The organism is Saccharothrix sp. CB00851 (assembly GCF_001905065.1).
Classification (GTDB): domain Bacteria; phylum Actinomycetota; class Actinomycetes; order Mycobacteriales; family Pseudonocardiaceae; genus Actinosynnema.
Genome location: NZ_LWLC01000029.1, coordinates 1 through 14,521 on the forward strand (window position 1 = coordinate 1; position 14,521 = coordinate 14,521).

Genomic DNA, 14,521 nt, shown 5'->3' on the forward strand with positions numbered 1-14,521 from the left:
GCGAGGTCATGGGCATCGACGTGTCCTTCGGCATGGCCTACGCCAAGTCCCAGACCGCCTCCTACGGCTCTTTGCCCACGTCAGGGCGGGTGTTCGTGTCGGTGGCCAACCGGGACAAGAGGGCCATGATCTTCCCGGTCAAGCGGCTCGCGGACCTGGGCTTCGAGGTGCTGGCCACTGCGGGCACGGCCGAGGTGCTGCGGCGCAACGGCATCCCCTGCACGGTCGTGCGCAAGCACTTCGAGGGTGCGGACAACATCGTCGACGCGATCCTCGCGGGCAGCGTCGACATGATCATCAACACCCCGTACGGCAACAACGGGCCGCGCATCGACGGCTACGAGATCCGCACCGCGGCCGTGGCCAAGGACATCCCGTGCGTGACCACGATCCAGGGCGCGGCGGCGGCCGTGCACGGCATCGAGGCCGCCATCCGCGGTGACATCGGCGTGCGGCCCCTCCAGGCCCTCCAAGCGGCCCTGCGGGGTGACGCGTGAGGTTCACCGCCCAGAGGTTCGCGACACGGATGGCGAAGGCGGTCGCCGAGCACGGACCCCTGTGCGTGGGCATCGACCCGCACCCCGGCCTGCTGGCGTCCTGGGGGCTCTCCCAGGACGCCGCCGGGCTGGAGCGGTTCGCGCTGACCTGCGTGGAGGCGTTCGGCGGTCGGGTGGCGCTGGTGAAGCCGCAGGCGGCGTTCTTCGAGGCGCACGGCTCGCGGGGCGTGGCGGTGCTCGAACGGGTCATCGCCGACCTCCGGGACAGCGGCACGCTCGTGCTGGTGGACGCCAAGCGCGGCGACATCGGCTCGACCATGGCCGCGTACGCGGCGGCCTACCTCACCGAGGGCTCCCCGCTGGCGGGCGACGCGGTCACCGCGTCGCCGTACCTCGGGTTCGGGTCGCTGGACCCGGCGCTCGAAGCCGCCGCCGGGAGCGGTCGCGGAATATTCGTCCTCGCGTTGACTTCGAATCCCGAGGGTGCCTCCGTGCAGCGCGCGGTGGGCTCCGACGGGCGTTCCGTGGCGCAGTCGATCGTGGACGCCGCGGCCCGTGCGAACGCGGGCGCGGAGCCGTTCGGCGATGTCGGCCTGGTGGTCGGTGCGACCGTGGACGAGCTGGGCGTGGACCTCTCTGACCTGCGCGGATACGTGCTCGCGCCGGGTTTCGGGGCTCAGGGCGCAACAGTCGCGGACCTCCGCGCGCTGTTCGGTCCGGAGCTGCGCGGAGTGCTGCCGACGTCGTCCCGGGACGTGCTCAAGCACGGTCCCGAGACCGCAAAGTTGCGGTCTGCGGTGGACGCCGTCCGGCGGTCCCTGGAGATGTGATCACGATCAAATCGCGACACGCTTCGCGCCGTCCGCTCACCTGCGCAAACGGTCCCTGGTACGGTCCTGGCCACCGGCGGGTCCATCACCCATCGAGCGCATACCACACAAGGCGTGCGCAGGGCGTTACCGGTGGCGGTGATGGACCTGTTGGAGGGTGTTGGTACTACTACCACCCGCCGCAACCACTCCAGCGCTGACAAAGATTCACCTGACTGGGACCCACGTTGTACCCAGGCAATTGCGCTCGGTACGGTCGCGGCACCGATCCAGAATTGAAATTCCCACACCACGGAGGAAATCGTGGCCCTTCCCCAGCTTACCGAGGAGCAGCGGGCCGCAGCGCTGGAGAAGGCTGCTGCCGCTCGTCGCGCTCGGGCTGAGCTCAAGGAGCGCCTCAAGCGTGGCGGCACGACCCTGACGGACGTGCTGAAGGCCGCCGAGAGCGACGAGGTCCTTGGCAAGATGAAGGTGTCCGCGCTGCTTGAGGCCCTTCCGGGCGTCGGCAAGGTGCGTGCGCAGCAGATCATGGAGCGCCTTGAGATCGCTCCGTCCCGTCGGCTGCGCGGCCTGGGTGAGCGGCAGCGCAAGGCGCTGCTCACCGAGTTCAGCGGCGAGTGAGTGATGGCACCGGGGTGGGGTCGGGCGTTCGCGCCCGGCCCCGCCTCACCGTTCTGTCCGGTCCGTCCGGTGTGGGCAAGTCCAGCGTGCTGGCCGAGCTGCGCCGGATGGGGCCGGAGATCCACTTCAGCGTCTCGGTGACCACGCGGAAGCCGAGACCGGGCGAGGTCGACGGGGTGCACTACCACTTCGTCGATGCCGCCGAGTTCCGCGACATGGTCGCCCGGGGCGAGTTCCTGGAGCACGCCGAGTTCGCGGGCAACTGCTACGGCACGCCCAAGGCGCCCGTCGTGCGGGCCCTGGCGTCCGGCACGCCGTCCCTGCTGGAGATCGAGCTGCAGGGCGCCCGGCAGGTCCGGGTCGCGATGCCGGAGGCCCAGCTGGTCATGCTGGCCCCGCCGTCGTGGGAGGACCTGGTCGGTCGGCTGACCGGCCGCGGCACGGAGGACCCCGCCGTCGTCGCCCGCCGGCTGGAGATCGCCCGGGAAGAACTGGCGGCCGAGCCGGAGTTCGACGAGGTCGTGGTGAACGACGACGTGAAGTCCGCCGCCGCGAGCTTGCTAAACTTGGTGGTCGGCCCGGTGCCCGACGCGTGAGCACGCGCGTCGCGCGGCGCGGGACGGCCCGCAGACCCACCCTTGAACCGCAGGAGCGTTGACGAGTGACCACGCACACCGAGCTGGGCCCGCTCTCGGGTACTCCGGAGGGCATCACCAACCCCCCGATCGACGACCTCTTGGAGCAGGTCAGCTCGAAGTACGCGCTGGTGATCTACGCCGCCAAGCGCGCGCGCCAGATCAACGACTACTACGCGCAGCTCGGCGAGGGCCTGCTGGAGTACGTCGGCCCGCTGGTCGAGCCCGGCCCGCGCGAGAAGCCGCTGTCGATCGCGCTCCGGGAGATCCACGCGGGTCTGCTCGAGCACACCGAGGGCGAGTGACCGAGGCCGTTGACGCCCCCGACCGCCCGCGGGTCGTCCTCGGCGTGGGCGGGGGCATCGCCGCGTACAAGGCGTGCGAGGTGCTGCGCCGGCTCACCGAGTCCGGTCACTCCGTGCGCGTCGTGCCCACGGACGGCGCGCTGAAGTTCGTCGGCGCGGCCACGTTCGAGGCGCTGTCCGGCCAGCCCGTGCAGACCGGCGTCTTCGAGGACGTGCCGTCCGTGCCGCACGTGAAGCTCGGCCAGAACGCCGACCTGGTCGTCGTCGCGCCCGCCACGGCGAACCTGATCGCGAAGGCCGCCCACGGCCTGGCCGACGACCTGCTCACCAACACGCTGCTGACCGCGCGCTGCCCCGTCCTGCTCGTCCCGGCGATGCACACCGAGATGTGGGAGCACCCGGCGACGCAGGCCAACGTGGCGCTGCTGCGGTCCCGCGGCGTGGTCGTCGCCGAGCCCGCCAGCGGCAGGCTGACCGGCAAGGACACCGGCAAGGGCAGGCTGCCCGAGCCCGCCGAGATCGTCGACCTGGCCCGGTTGCTGCTGGCGCGCCCCGACGCGCTGCCGCGCGATTTGGAAGGCGTGCACGTCGCCGTGTCGGCGGGCGGCACGCGCGAGGCGCTGGACCCGGTGCGCTTCCTGGGCAACCGCTCGTCCGGCCGGCAGGGCTACGCGCTGGCCAGGGTCGCCGCCCAGCGCGGCGCGCGGGTGACGCTGGTCGCCGCGCACACCGCGGACCTGGTCGCGCCCGCCGGGGTGGACGTCGTGCGGGTCGGTTCGGCGCTGGAGCTGCGTGACGCGATGCACGCGGTCGCCGCGACGGCCGACGTGGTGGTGATGGCCGCCGCCGTCGCCGACTTCCGGCCCGTCGACCAGGTCGAGCACAAGATCAAGAAGACCGAGCGCGACCCCGAACCGGTCGCGCTCACCCGCAACCCGGACATCCTGGCCGAACTGGTCGCCGCACGGCGCCCCGGCCAGGTCGTCGTGGGCTTCGCGGCCGAGACCGGGGACGCCGGGACGGGCGTGCTCGAGTACGGTCGCGCGAAGCTCAAGCGCAAGGGCTGCGACTGGCTCGTCGTCAACGCCGTCGGCGACGGTCGCGCGTTCGAGGTCGAGGACAACGCGGGCTGGCTGTTGTCCGCGGACGGCGCCGAGACCCCGATCCCGCACGGCTCGAAGGCACGGCTGGCGTCCGCATTGTGGGACGCCGTAGCTCCGGCGGTCCAAGCCCGACCGTCGGACCCGGGCCCTCGGTAAGCTTCAGACCATTCGCAGATCGGACAGTTAGGGAGTGTCGTGAGCCAGCACAGCAGCAGGCTGTTCACCAGTGAGTCGGTGACCGAAGGGCACCCGGACAAGATCTGCGACGCCATCAGCGACTCGATCCTGGACGCGTTGCTGGCCAAGGACCCGCGTTCGCGCGTGGCGGTGGAGACGATGGTCACCACTGGTCAGGTGCACGTCGCGGGTGAGGTGACGACCGAGGCGTATGCCGACATCCCGTCGATCGTGCGGGACAAGATCGTGGAGATCGGGTACGACTCGTCGGCCAAGGGTTTCGACGGTTATTCGTGCGGTGTGAACGTGGCGATCGGTTCGCAGTCGCCCGACATCGCGCAGGGCGTGGACACGGCGTTCGAGAAGCGGGTCGAGGGTGCCGAGGACGAGATCGCCAAGCAGGGTGCGGGCGACCAGGGCCTGATGTTCGGGTATGCCTGCACGGACACGCCGGAGTTGATGCCGTTGCCGATCGCGCTGGCGCACCGGTTGTCGCGGCGGTTGACCGCGGTGCGCAAGGACGGCACGGTGCCGTATCTGCGTCCGGACGGCAAGACGCAGGTCACGATCGAGTATGCGGGTGACCAGCCGGTGCGGCTGGACACGGTCGTGGTGTCCACGCAGCACGCGGACGGCATCGACCTGGAGAAGCTGCTCGGCGTCGACATCCGGCAGCACGTCGTGGCGCCCGAGGTCGACGCGCTCGGCCTGGACACCTCCGACGTGCGGCTGCTGGTCAACCCGACTGGCCGGTTCGTCATCGGCGGTCCGATGGGTGACGCGGGCCTGACCGGTCGCAAGATCATCGTCGATACCTATGGTGGTATGGCGCGGCACGGTGGTGGTGCGTTCTCGGGCAAGGACCCGTCGAAGGTGGACCGGTCGGCGGCGTACGCGATGCGGTGGGTGGCGAAGAACGCGGTGGCCGCGGGTCTGGCCACGCGGATCGAGGTGCAGGTGGCGTACGCGATCGGGAAGGCGGCGCCGGTGGGTTTGTTCGTGGAGACCTTCGGTACCGAGACGGTCGACCCGACCAAGATCCAGCAGGCGATCGGTGAGGTCTTCGACCTGCGTCCGGCCGCGATCATCCGCGACCTGGACCTGCTGCGCCCGATCTACGCCCCGACCGCCGCGTACGGCCACTTCGGCCGCACCGACATCGAGCTGCCGTGGGAGAACACCGACCGCGCCGACGCCCTCCGCGCCGCCGCGGGTGCGTGAGGCCTTAACCGGGCGCCTGGTCCGCGGCGAGGCCGTGGACCTCGACGGCGAAGCGCTGCCCGCGTCGCTGATCCGGGACCTGCTGACCGACGAACTCGACCAGCGGGGCCTGCGGATCAGCGGCGCGCGCATCACCGGGCAGTTGGACCTGTCGGACGTCGTGGTCTCGCGGCCCGTGGTGCTGCGCGACTGCACCGCCGACGAACCGGTGCTGCTGGACCGGGCGCGGCTGACGTCGCTCGACCTGAGCGGCCTGGTCGCGCCCGCCGTGTCGGCGCCGTGGCTGAAGCTCGACCACTACCTGCTGCTCCAGCACGCCCGGCTGGACGGCGGCGCCGCCGACTGGGCGCTCGACCTGGGCGAGGCGTCGATCGGCGGCCACGTCAGCCTGTCCCGGTCGCACCTGAAGTCCGAGCGCGACCACGCGGTGCACGGCGTGAAGCTGCGCACCGGCAGCCACCTCTACCTGACCGAGGTCCAGGCCGTCGGCACGATCCGGCTGGATGGCGCGCGGCTGGGCGGCAACCTCCACTGCCGCGGCGCGCACCTGCGGTCACCGGGTGACTCGGCGCTGCTCGGCGTGGACCTGCAGGTGGACGACACGGTGCACCTCGGCGGCGGTTTCCGCGCCTCCACCGGGTCCGACCGGTACGCGGCGGTGCGCCTGCGCGGCGCCCGCATCGGCGGCCAACTGGTGTTGCGCGGCGGTCGGTGCGCGGGTGCTGTGGCGCTGGACGTGAAGCAGGTCCGGGTCGGCCTGGAGGTGCTGCTCCCGCCGGACTGCCTCGACGGCGAGGTCGAGCTGGACGGCCTGACCTATGCGGGCGTGCCGCGGGACGCGACCGTGGACGAGTGGCTGGACGTGCTCGCCACGCGGACGCCGGGGTACGCCAGCCAGCCGTACGCGCAGCTCGCGGCGGCGCACCAGGCGGCGGGCAACGAGCGGGACGCGCGGCGGATCAGGGTGGCGCAGCAGCGCGACCTGGTGCGTCGCGGCCGGCTGACCAGGTGGGGCAGGCTGTGGCACCGGGTCACCGGGGCCACCGTCGGGTACGGCTACCGGCCCGCGGTGGCGCTGGTGTGGCTGCTCGGCACGCTGGCGGCGGCGGCCGCGCTGGTCGCCGGGGTCGCCGGACCGGCCGGGCTGGTGCGGTCGTGCGGCGCGGTCGAGCAGGTCGGGCACGCGCTGAACGCCGTGATGCCCTTGGCCAAGCCGGACGGCGTCCGGTGCCAGCTCGTCACCACCAGCGGCCTCGGCCAGGTCGTGATGGTGTCCACGTGGGTGCTGCAGGTGCTCGCGTGGGCTTTCGCGACGTTGTTCGTCGCGGGTTTCACGGGCTTGGTCCGCAAGACCTCCTGAGTTCACCGGCGGGCGTTAGACACGCAGCATGCCGGTCACGCGTCGCACGCTGCTCACCGCCGCCGTGGCGGGGTCCCTGCTGCCGCCGTCGGTGCACGAGGCGCTGGCCCGCGAACCCCGGCCGGGTGGGTTGGCCGCGATCGAGCACGTCGTGCTGCTCATGCAGGAGAACCGGTCGTTCGACCACTACTACGGCACGTTGCGCGGTGTGCGCGGCTTCTCCGACCGCAACGCGATCGACGGCGTGTTCTCGCAGCACGGCGTGCTGCCGTTCCCGGTGCGCGGCGCGAGCGGCGGCGACGTGCAGTACATCGGGGACCTCGACCACAGCTGGGACGGCGGGCACCGGGCGCTGCGCGGCGGCTGGCACGACGGCTGGGTGCCCGCGAAGAGCCCGGCCACCATGGCGTACTACGACCGGCGGGACCTGCCGTTCCACTACGAGCTGGTGGACACGTTCACCGTCTGCGACGCCTACCACTGCTCGGTGCCGACCTCCACCAGCCCCAACCGGAACTACTGGGTGAGCGGCTGCACGGGGTTCGAGGCGTCCGGCGAGCGGGCCGTCACCAACGCCGCGTACGCCGAGGCGACGCACCCGGGGTACGACTGGCCGACCTACCCCGAGCGCCTGCGGGAGGCGGGCCACTCGTGGCGGGTCTACCAGGAGTGGGACAACTTCCAGGACAACAACCTGGAGTTCTTCACCCGGTTCAAGCTGATCGCCCGCAAGGCGCTGCGCGGGGCGTACCCCAGCCTCGACGCGTTCTACGCGGAGCTGGGCCGGTCGTCGTCCCCGGCGGACATGCTGGCGTGGTTGGAGGAAGGCGTCGCGCTGCTCCCGGCGGAGGAGCGCGCGCTGTACGACGGGGCATTGCGGCGGGTGCGGCCGGGGGAGCTGGCGGCGTCGTTCCGGGCCGACGTGGTGGCGGGCCGGCTGCCCCGGGTGTCGTACCTGGTGGCTTCGTCGGTGGACTCCGAGCACCCCGGCGCGTCGTCGCCCGCCGCCGGTGCGGCGCTGACCTACCAGGTGCTGGACGCGTTGGCGTCGGTGCCGCGGGTGTGGGACTCGACCGCGTTGTTCATCACCTACGACGAGAACGACGGCTACTTCGACCACGTGCCGCCACCACGCCCGCCACGCGAGGTGGCCGACGAGCACGTCGGCGGCCTTCCGCTGGGGCTGGGTCCGCGCGTGCCGATGGTGGTCGTGTCGCCGTGGACGGTCGGCGGGTACGTCGACTCGCAGGTGTTCGACCACTCGTCCACGACCCGGTTCCTGGAGCGCTGGCTGGGTGTGCCGGCACCCGGCATCAGCGCGTGGCGGCGGACCGTGTGCGGCGACCTGACGTCGGCGTTCGACTTCACCCGGCGGGCACGGCGGCCGGTCGTGGCGCAGCCGGGTCCGGAGCGGTGGTCGGCGGTGAGGTGCGGCTGGCGCTGCGCAACTCGGGTGACGAGAGCGTGCACCTGGCGCTGTACCCGTGCGTGGGGGAGTTCGAGTGCCCGGAGCACTTCGACGTGCGGTCGTCGGCGGAGGTCGCGGTGCCGTTCGACGGGCGGTACCGGTTCACCGTGGTGGGGCCGAACGGGTTCCGGCGCGAGTTCGCGGGCGGGCGCGGCGAGACGGTGGCGGTGGAGTCGTCGGTGCACGGGCACAGCCGGGTGCTGTCGGTGACGTTGGCGAACTCCGGTGCGGAGGACGTGACGTTCGCCGTGGTGGGTGACGGGCGGGACTTCAAGGTGGCGGTGCGGCCGGGCAAGCGGCGGCTGGTGCCGTGGCTGACCGCGTTCCGGCACGGCTGGTACGACCTGACGATCACCGCCGACGGCGGCTTCCACCGCAGGCTGGCCGGGCACGTGGAGAACGGGCGGGAGAGCGTGTCGGGCTGATCACCCGTTCGTGATCTTGCTTGGTTCGAACTGTTGTTCGACAATGGGGTGTGGCTTCATCGATGGCGGTCCGGGGCGCGGGCGCCCACCCGGGTCTCTGGTAGACCTCCACCCGTGGCGGGCAAGGCGACTACCAGGCGAGGTGAGCGGGTTCCCGCCGCCTCGCTGCCGGTTGCCCGCGTGTGCGTGGACGTGCCGTTGGCCCACCTGGACCGGCCGTTCGACTACCAGGTGTCGACCGAGCAGGACGCGGACGCGGTGCCCGGCTGCCGGGTGCGGGTGCGGTTCGCGGGCCAGCTGGTCGACGGCTACCTGCTGGAACGGGTGGAGACCTCGGAGTACGGGCGCAAGCTGACGTTCCTCGACCGGGTGATCTCGCCGGAGCCGGTGTTGTCGCCGGAGGTGGCCGAGCTGGCGCGGGCGGTGGCCGACCGGTACGCGGGTTCGCTGATCGACGTGCTGCGGATGGCGATACCGCCCCGGCACGCGCGGGTGGAGGCCAAGCCGTCCGACGAGCCGGCCCCGCCGCCGGCGGCGCCGCCGGACGAGGGCTGGTCGCGGTACCCGTTCGGGCCGAACCTGCTGGACGCCCTGCGCTCCGGCCGGGCCGCGCGGGCGGTGTGGCAGGCGTTGCCCGCGGAGGACTGGCCCGCCCGGCTGGCCGAGGCGGCGGCGTCGATGGCGAGCACGGGCAAGGGCGCGCTCGTGGTCGTGCCGGACCACCGCGACCTGGCCCGGCTGCACCGGGCGTGCACGGCGCTGGTGGGCGAGGCGGGCGTGGTGACGCTGTCGGCCGACCTCGGGCCGTCCGAGCGGTACAAGCGGTGGCTGGCCGTGCGGCGGGGTGCGGTGCGGGTGGTGCTGGGCACGCGTGGCGCGGCCTTCGCGCCGGTGCGCGACCTCGGGCTGGTGGCGGTCTGGGACGACGGCGACGACCTGCACGCCGAGCCGCGCATGCCGTACCCGAACGTGCGGGACGTGCTGGTGCAGCGCGCGCACCTGACCGGTGCGTCGCTGCTGGTCGGCGGGTTCGCCCGGACCGCGGAGGCGCAGCTGCTGGTGGACAGCGGCTGGGCGCACGAGGTGGTCGCGGGCCGGGACGTGCTGCGCGCCGTGGCGCCCAGGGTGGCGGCGGTGGGTGAGAGCGAGTGGCAGGAGGTGAAGGACCCGGCGGCGCGGTCGGCCCGGCTGCCGTCGATCGCGTTCGACGCGGCGCGGGCGGCGCTGGCGGCCGACACGCCGGTGCTGATCCAGGTGCCCCGGCGCGGTTACGTGCCCGCGCTGGCCTGCGGTCAGTGCCGGTCACCGGCCCGCTGCCGCCGGTGCGCCGGCCCGCTGGCCCTGCCCGGCGGCACGCAGGACGGTGTGCCCAGGCCCGCGTACTGCCGGTGGTGCGGTGCCACGGAGGCGGCGTACCGCTGCCCGAACTGCGGTTCGCGCCGGCTGCGCGGCCAGGTCATCGGCGCCCGCCGCACGGCCGAGGAGCTGGGGCGCGCGTTCAGCGGGGTGCCGGTCCGCACGTCGGGCGGTGACGAGGTGCTGGCCGAGGTGCCGGGCGGTCGGTCGCTGGTGGTGGCCACGCCGGGCGCGGAACCGCTCGCCGAGGGCGGTTACGGCGCGGCCCTGCTGCTGGACGGCTGGGCGCTGCTCGGCCGGGCCGACCTGCGTGCGGCGGAGGAGGCGCTGCGCCGGTGGATGACGGCCGCGGCCCTGGTCCACGCGGCCGGGCGGGTGGTCGTGGTCGCCGACTCGTCGTTGGCGCCGGTGCAGGCCCTGGTCCGGTGGGACCCGGTGTGGCACGCCCGGCAGGAGCTGGCCGCGCGGGCGGAGCTGGGGTTCCCGCCCGCCGTGCGGATGGCGACCGTGGACGGCGCGCCGGACGCGCTGGCCGGTGTCCTGGAGGAGCTGCACCTGCCGCGGACGGGCGAGGTCCTGGGCCCGGTGCCGCTGTCCGAGGACAAGGAACGCGCCCTGGTCCGGGTGTCCCGGGCGGACGGGCGCGCGCTGGCCACGGTGCTGGCCGAGGTGCTGGCCGTGCGCAGCGCCCGCAAGGAGCCGGACGTGGTGCGGGTGAAGCTCGACCCCCTCGAAGTCCTCTGAGGCCGAACCCGACACGACGACTCGCGGGTGGTTCTGCTTTCCGCCGGGGTGGAGTAGAAGGGAACGATGCTCCGGTCGACTGTCGCCAGCGTCCTCGCATCCCTCCTAGTCGTACCCCTCCTGCCCGCCACCGCCACCGCTGCCGCCCAGGCGCCACCGCGGGAGCCGGTCGCCGTCGGCTTCGGTGGCGTGGTGTCCAGTGTCGACCCCGACGCCTCCCAGATCGGCGTCGACGTGCTGCGCCGCGGCGGCAACGCGGTGGACGCCGCGGTCGCCGTGGCCGCCGCGCTGGGCGTCACCGACCCGTTCTCGGCCGGTATCGGCGGCGGCGGGTTCTTCGTCCACTACGACGCCCGAACCCGCCAGGTGTCCACAGTGGATGGTCGGGAGACCGCGCCCGCCTCCGCCGACGCCGACCTGTTCGTCGAGGACGGCGCGCCGATCCCGTTCGCCGAGGCCGTGACCAGCGGGCTGTCGGTGGGTGTGCCGGGCACGCCGCGCACGTGGCAGGAGGCGCTGCGGCGGTGGGGCTCGTGGTCGCTCGACCGGGCCGTGCGGCCCGCGGAGGAACTGGCCCGGCGCGGCTTCACCGTCGACGCCACGTTCCACCGGCAGGTCAGCGACAACGCCGCCCGGTTCGCCGACTTCACCTCGACCAGCGCGCTGTACCTGCCCGGCGGCGCCGCGCCCGCGGTCGGCAGCACGTTCCGCAACCCCGACCTCGCCGACACCTACCGCGCGCTGCGGCGGCACGGCGTGTCGGAGTTCTACCGCGGTGAGGTGGGGCGTGACCTGGTCGCGGCGGTCCGGCAGCCACCCGTGGTGGCCGGCACCACCCGCGAGGTCCGCGCCGGCGACCTGACCGAGGCCGACCTCGCCCGGTACGAGGCGCCGCTGCGCGAGCCGACCCGCATCCGGTACCGCGACTACGACGTGTTCGGCATGGCGCCGCCGTCGTCCGGTGGCACGACCGCCGGTGAGGCGTTGAACATCCTGGAGACCACGGACCTGGCCGCCGAGACCTCCGTCCAGTACCTGCACCGGTTCCTGGAGGCGAGCCGGCTGTCGTTCGCCGACCGCAACCGGTGGGTGGGCGACCCGGCGTTCAGCGACGTGCCGACCCGGGAGCTGCTCTCCCAGCGCTTCGCCGACAGCCGGGCGTGCCTGATCTCGCCGACCGCCGCCATGACCGGCACCGTCGCTCCGGGCGACCCGCGCAACCCGACGCCGTGCGGTACCACCGGGGAACCGACCGTCACCCCGTACGAGGGCACGGACACCACGCACCTGACCGTCGCCGACCGCTGGGGCAACGTGGTCGCCTACACCCTGACCATCGAGCAGGAGGGCGGCAGCGGGATCGTGGTGCCCGGTCGCGGGTTCCTGCTCAACAACGAGCTGACCGACTTCTCGTTCACCCCCGTGACGCCGGGCGTGCCGGACCCGAACCTGCCCGGACCCGGCAAGCGGCCCCGCTCGTCCATGACGCCGACGATCGTGCTGCAGCACGGTCAGCCGGTGCTGGCGCTCGGCTCGCCCGGTGGCGCGTCGATCATCACCACGGTCGTCCAGGTGCTGACCCGGCGGCTGGACCGCGGCACGCCGCTGGTGGAGGCCATCGCCGCGCCGCGCGCGTCCCAGCGCAACGCCACCAACACGCAGGCCGAGGCCGCGTTTCTGGCGAGCGCGGAAGCCGAGCCGCTGCGCGCGCTGGGCCACCGGTTCACGTCGGCCAACGAGATCGGCGCGGTCACGGCGGTCGAACGCCTGCCCGACGGCCGGTGGCGCGCGGCAGCGGAGACGTCCCGGCGCGGCGGCGGTGCGGCCCGGGCGGTGTGGCCGGCACCTTGACCGGGCGGTGTGGTCCCACCCGCCCCCTCGTACGGGTGGGACCACCCGCGTCTCAGTCCAGCGTCACGGTCTCGATCGGCTGGTCGCCGTGGTCGAGTACGCGCAGCCGGAAGCCCTTCAAGAGGGGGTCGGGCAGCTCCTGGTCGTCCAGCCGGGCGGCGAACGTGCCGTCCCGCAGGGTGGCCGCCACCGTTCCGCCCCGCGGGGCGGTGACCTCGATGCCACCCACCCGTGCCGCGTCGACCGTGCCCGCCAGCAGCACGTACCCGTCGTCCGGCCTGGGGCCGGTCTGGCTCGACGTCACGTAGCGGACCTCGAACGACCCGCCCCGCCGCGGTGACGTGCTCTCCTCGTGCACGAGGGACGGCCGACCCTGGCGGAACTCGCAGTAGGCGGTCTTGCCCGCCTGGTCGTGGAGCACCAGCCGGGCGTCGGCCTCCGGGCCCACGAGCGCTCCCGGGCGCCACTTCAGCGGGTCTCCCACCCACCCCGCCGCGTCCCGCAGGGCCTGGTCCAGGCACCGGGCCACGTCCGGGTCGCCCGCCGGCAGCTCCTCCCGCGGCGCCCCCCACACCTGCGGGGTCGGCAGCGCCGCCACGTCGATCCCCGCGGACACGGGGCCGGACGGCGTGATGAAGTCCACCGACATGCCCGTGGTGGTGTACGGGGTCACGAACAGGTCGTGCACCAGCGAGACCGGCATGGGCCCGGTGCCGGTCGGGTCACCGGAGTTCAGCTGGACGCGGCTGGTCCCGGCCGGCACGCGGCCGACGAGCACGGCGGACCCGCTGCGCCACAGCACCGCCGCCGCACCGCCCGCCAACGGGACCGCGTCGACCTCGGGGTTGCTGGTCGAGATCGTCGTGTGCGTGAGCTCGCAGAACCGGTCGTCCCGCGTCACGAGGATCCGGCGGCCCGCCAAGCCGAGGGTGAACCGCACGTCCGCGTCGCCGAGCCCGCACCGCGTCGCATCACCGGCGGTCGTGCCGGGCGTGACGGCGGTGACCGGCGACTGGTCCGGTGACGGCCCGGTCGTGGAGGTCGTGGACGGCGGCGTGACGGCGTTCGTGTCGCCCTGCGTCGACTGGGCGACGATCGCACCGCCCGCGATGAGCACGACGGCGGCCGCGGCGGCGGCCAGCGGTGCCCGCGCACCCCCACCGCCCAGGACACGTCGACGCAGGCGTTCCCGCACGTCGGGCGGCAGGGGACGGCGCGGCGGCAGGTCCGGCAAGGTCAGGTCCGGCTGGCTCATCGCTCCTCCACAGCACGCAGTCGGGCACGGGCCCGCGAGATCCGCGAGCGCACGCTCACCTCGGCGACACCGAGCACCTCGGCGGCCTCCGCCGTGGACAGCTCGCCCAGCAGGACCAGCTCCACGGCCTCCCGTTCGGCTCTCGGCAGGGTCGCCACCACGTCCAGCACCCGGCGTAACGCGCGGTCGTCGTCCACCGAGGCGATGACGCTCTCGGCGTGGTCGGGCACCACCTCCTGGCCGGGCACCCGCAGCAACGCCCGCCGGAACCGGCCGAGGCGGCGGAACTCGGTGCGCGCGAGGTTGCCCGCCACGGTGTAGAGCCACGGCAGGGCGCTGTCGCGGACCAGCGTGATGTCCGAACGGCGCCGCCACGCGGCCAGGAACGTGGCGGAGGTCAGGTCCTCGGCGAGCGACCACGACGCGGTCAGCCGGTAGGCGTGGTTCCACACCGCCTCGGCGTGCCGGTCGAACAACGCGGCGAACGCCGCCTTGTCGCCACGCGCCCACAGCTCCCCGTCGGTGTCCGACACTCGTCCTGCCCCCTGCCGGCCCGATGTCGCAGCGGTCATGCCAGTAGGTAGCCGCAGGGGCCCCCGGCGTTGCAGCCGACCTCATCCCGGGGGATGAGGGACATTCGCTACTCCGAGCGGATGCCCGCCGACGGCCGTGC

The 14,521-nt window shown here is 73.4% G+C and carries 12 protein-coding genes and 3 pseudogenes; 13 read left to right on the forward strand and 2 right to left on the reverse strand.

Translation table 11 applies throughout. The annotated features are described in order from the left end of the window. From carB to ggt, 13 genes and pseudogenes are all read left to right on the forward strand, one after another. Window positions 1-497: pseudogene (carB, locus tag A6A25_RS26515) on the forward strand (carbamoyl-phosphate synthase large subunit); the annotation flags it as partial. 29 nt (window positions 498-526) lie between these two features. Continuing rightward, entirely contained in the window at window positions 527-1,327 is an 801-nt protein-coding gene (gene pyrF, locus A6A25_RS26520; RefSeq protein WP_073894559.1) for an orotidine-5'-phosphate decarboxylase, read from the forward strand. A gap of 303 nt (window positions 1,328-1,630) precedes the next feature. Next, complete coding sequence (gene mihF / locus A6A25_RS26525) at window positions 1,631-1,948, forward strand: integration host factor, actinobacterial type (protein ID WP_033427832.1); 318 nt, start codon at window positions 1,631-1,633, stop codon at window positions 1,946-1,948. Continuing rightward, complete coding sequence (gmk, locus tag A6A25_RS26530; protein ID WP_073894561.1) at window positions 1,945-2,544, forward strand: guanylate kinase; 600 nt, start codon at window positions 1,945-1,947, stop codon at window positions 2,542-2,544. The genes mihF and gmk overlap by 4 nt, the downstream gene beginning before the upstream one ends. A 65-nt stretch (window positions 2,545-2,609) precedes the next feature. After that, window positions 2,610-2,888, forward strand: a complete 279-nt coding sequence (gene rpoZ, locus A6A25_RS26535) for a DNA-directed RNA polymerase subunit omega (RefSeq protein WP_053721631.1) — start codon at window positions 2,610-2,612, stop codon at window positions 2,886-2,888. Further along, window positions 2,885-4,147 carry a bifunctional phosphopantothenoylcysteine decarboxylase/phosphopantothenate--cysteine ligase CoaBC gene (gene coaBC, locus A6A25_RS26540; protein ID WP_073894564.1) on the forward strand — a complete coding sequence of 421 codons (1,263 nt, stop codon included), beginning with the start codon at window positions 2,885-2,887 and terminating at the stop codon, window positions 4,145-4,147. The genes rpoZ and coaBC overlap by 4 nt, the downstream gene beginning before the upstream one ends. Before the next feature lie 39 nt (window positions 4,148-4,186). After that, window positions 4,187-5,389, forward strand: coding sequence for a methionine adenosyltransferase (gene metK, locus A6A25_RS26545; protein ID WP_073894567.1), 1,203 nt, complete (start codon window positions 4,187-4,189; stop codon window positions 5,387-5,389). Beyond that, entirely contained in the window at window positions 5,382-6,749 is a 1,368-nt protein-coding gene (locus A6A25_RS26550) for a hypothetical protein (protein WP_073894570.1), read from the forward strand. Before metK ends, A6A25_RS26550 begins: the two co-directional genes overlap by 8 nt. 160 nt (window positions 6,750-6,909) lie before the next feature. Continuing rightward, window positions 6,910-7,992: pseudogene (locus tag A6A25_RS45795) on the forward strand (alkaline phosphatase family protein); the annotation flags it as partial. Between the two features lie 221 nt (window positions 7,993-8,213). Continuing rightward, window positions 8,214-8,303: pseudogene (locus tag A6A25_RS45800) on the forward strand (hypothetical protein); the annotation flags it as partial. A gap of 93 nt (window positions 8,304-8,396) precedes the next feature. Further along, window positions 8,397-8,642 carry a phospholipase domain-containing protein gene (locus A6A25_RS45805; protein ID WP_241828935.1) on the forward strand — a complete coding sequence of 82 codons (246 nt, stop codon included), beginning with the start codon at window positions 8,397-8,399 and terminating at the stop codon, window positions 8,640-8,642. A 114-nt stretch (window positions 8,643-8,756) separates the two neighbouring features. After that, window positions 8,757-10,742, forward strand: a complete 1,986-nt coding sequence (locus tag A6A25_RS26560) for a primosomal protein N' (protein WP_143193436.1) — start codon at window positions 8,757-8,759, stop codon at window positions 10,740-10,742. A gap of 66 nt (window positions 10,743-10,808) precedes the next feature. After that, window positions 10,809-12,593: a gamma-glutamyltransferase gene (gene ggt / locus A6A25_RS26565; RefSeq protein WP_073894576.1), complete on the forward strand. Its 1,785-nt coding sequence runs from the start codon at window positions 10,809-10,811 to the stop codon at window positions 12,591-12,593. Window positions 12,594-12,645: 52 nt separating this feature from the next. Here ggt and A6A25_RS26570 read toward each other — a convergent pair whose 3' ends face one another. Then, window positions 12,646-13,848, reverse strand: coding sequence for a hypothetical protein (locus tag A6A25_RS26570; RefSeq protein WP_073894578.1), 1,203 nt, complete (start codon window positions 13,846-13,848; stop codon window positions 12,646-12,648). After that, a complete protein-coding gene (locus tag A6A25_RS26575) occupies window positions 13,845-14,420 on the reverse strand; it encodes an RNA polymerase sigma factor (protein ID WP_073894580.1) in 576 nt (191 codons plus the stop codon). The genes A6A25_RS26570 and A6A25_RS26575 overlap by 4 nt, the downstream gene beginning before the upstream one ends. Window positions 14,421-14,521: the final 101 nt, after the last annotated feature.

What these genes read in the sequence shown, in the direction of transcription:
- pyrF (WP_073894559.1), top strand. Translation starts at nt 527, where the DNA reads ATGGCGAAGGCGGTCGCCGAGCACGGACCCCTGTGCGTGGGCATCGAC.
- ggt (WP_073894576.1), top strand. Translation starts at nt 10,809, where the DNA reads ATGCTCCGGTCGACTGTCGCCAGCGTCCTCGCATCCCTCCTAGTCGTA.
- A6A25_RS26570 (WP_073894578.1), bottom strand. Translation starts at nt 13,848, where the DNA reads ATGAGCCAGCCGGACCTGACCTTGCCGGACCTGCCGCCGCGCCGTCCC.
- A6A25_RS26575 (WP_073894580.1), bottom strand. Translation starts at nt 14,420, where the DNA reads ATGACCGCTGCGACATCGGGCCGGCAGGGGGCAGGACGAGTGTCGGAC.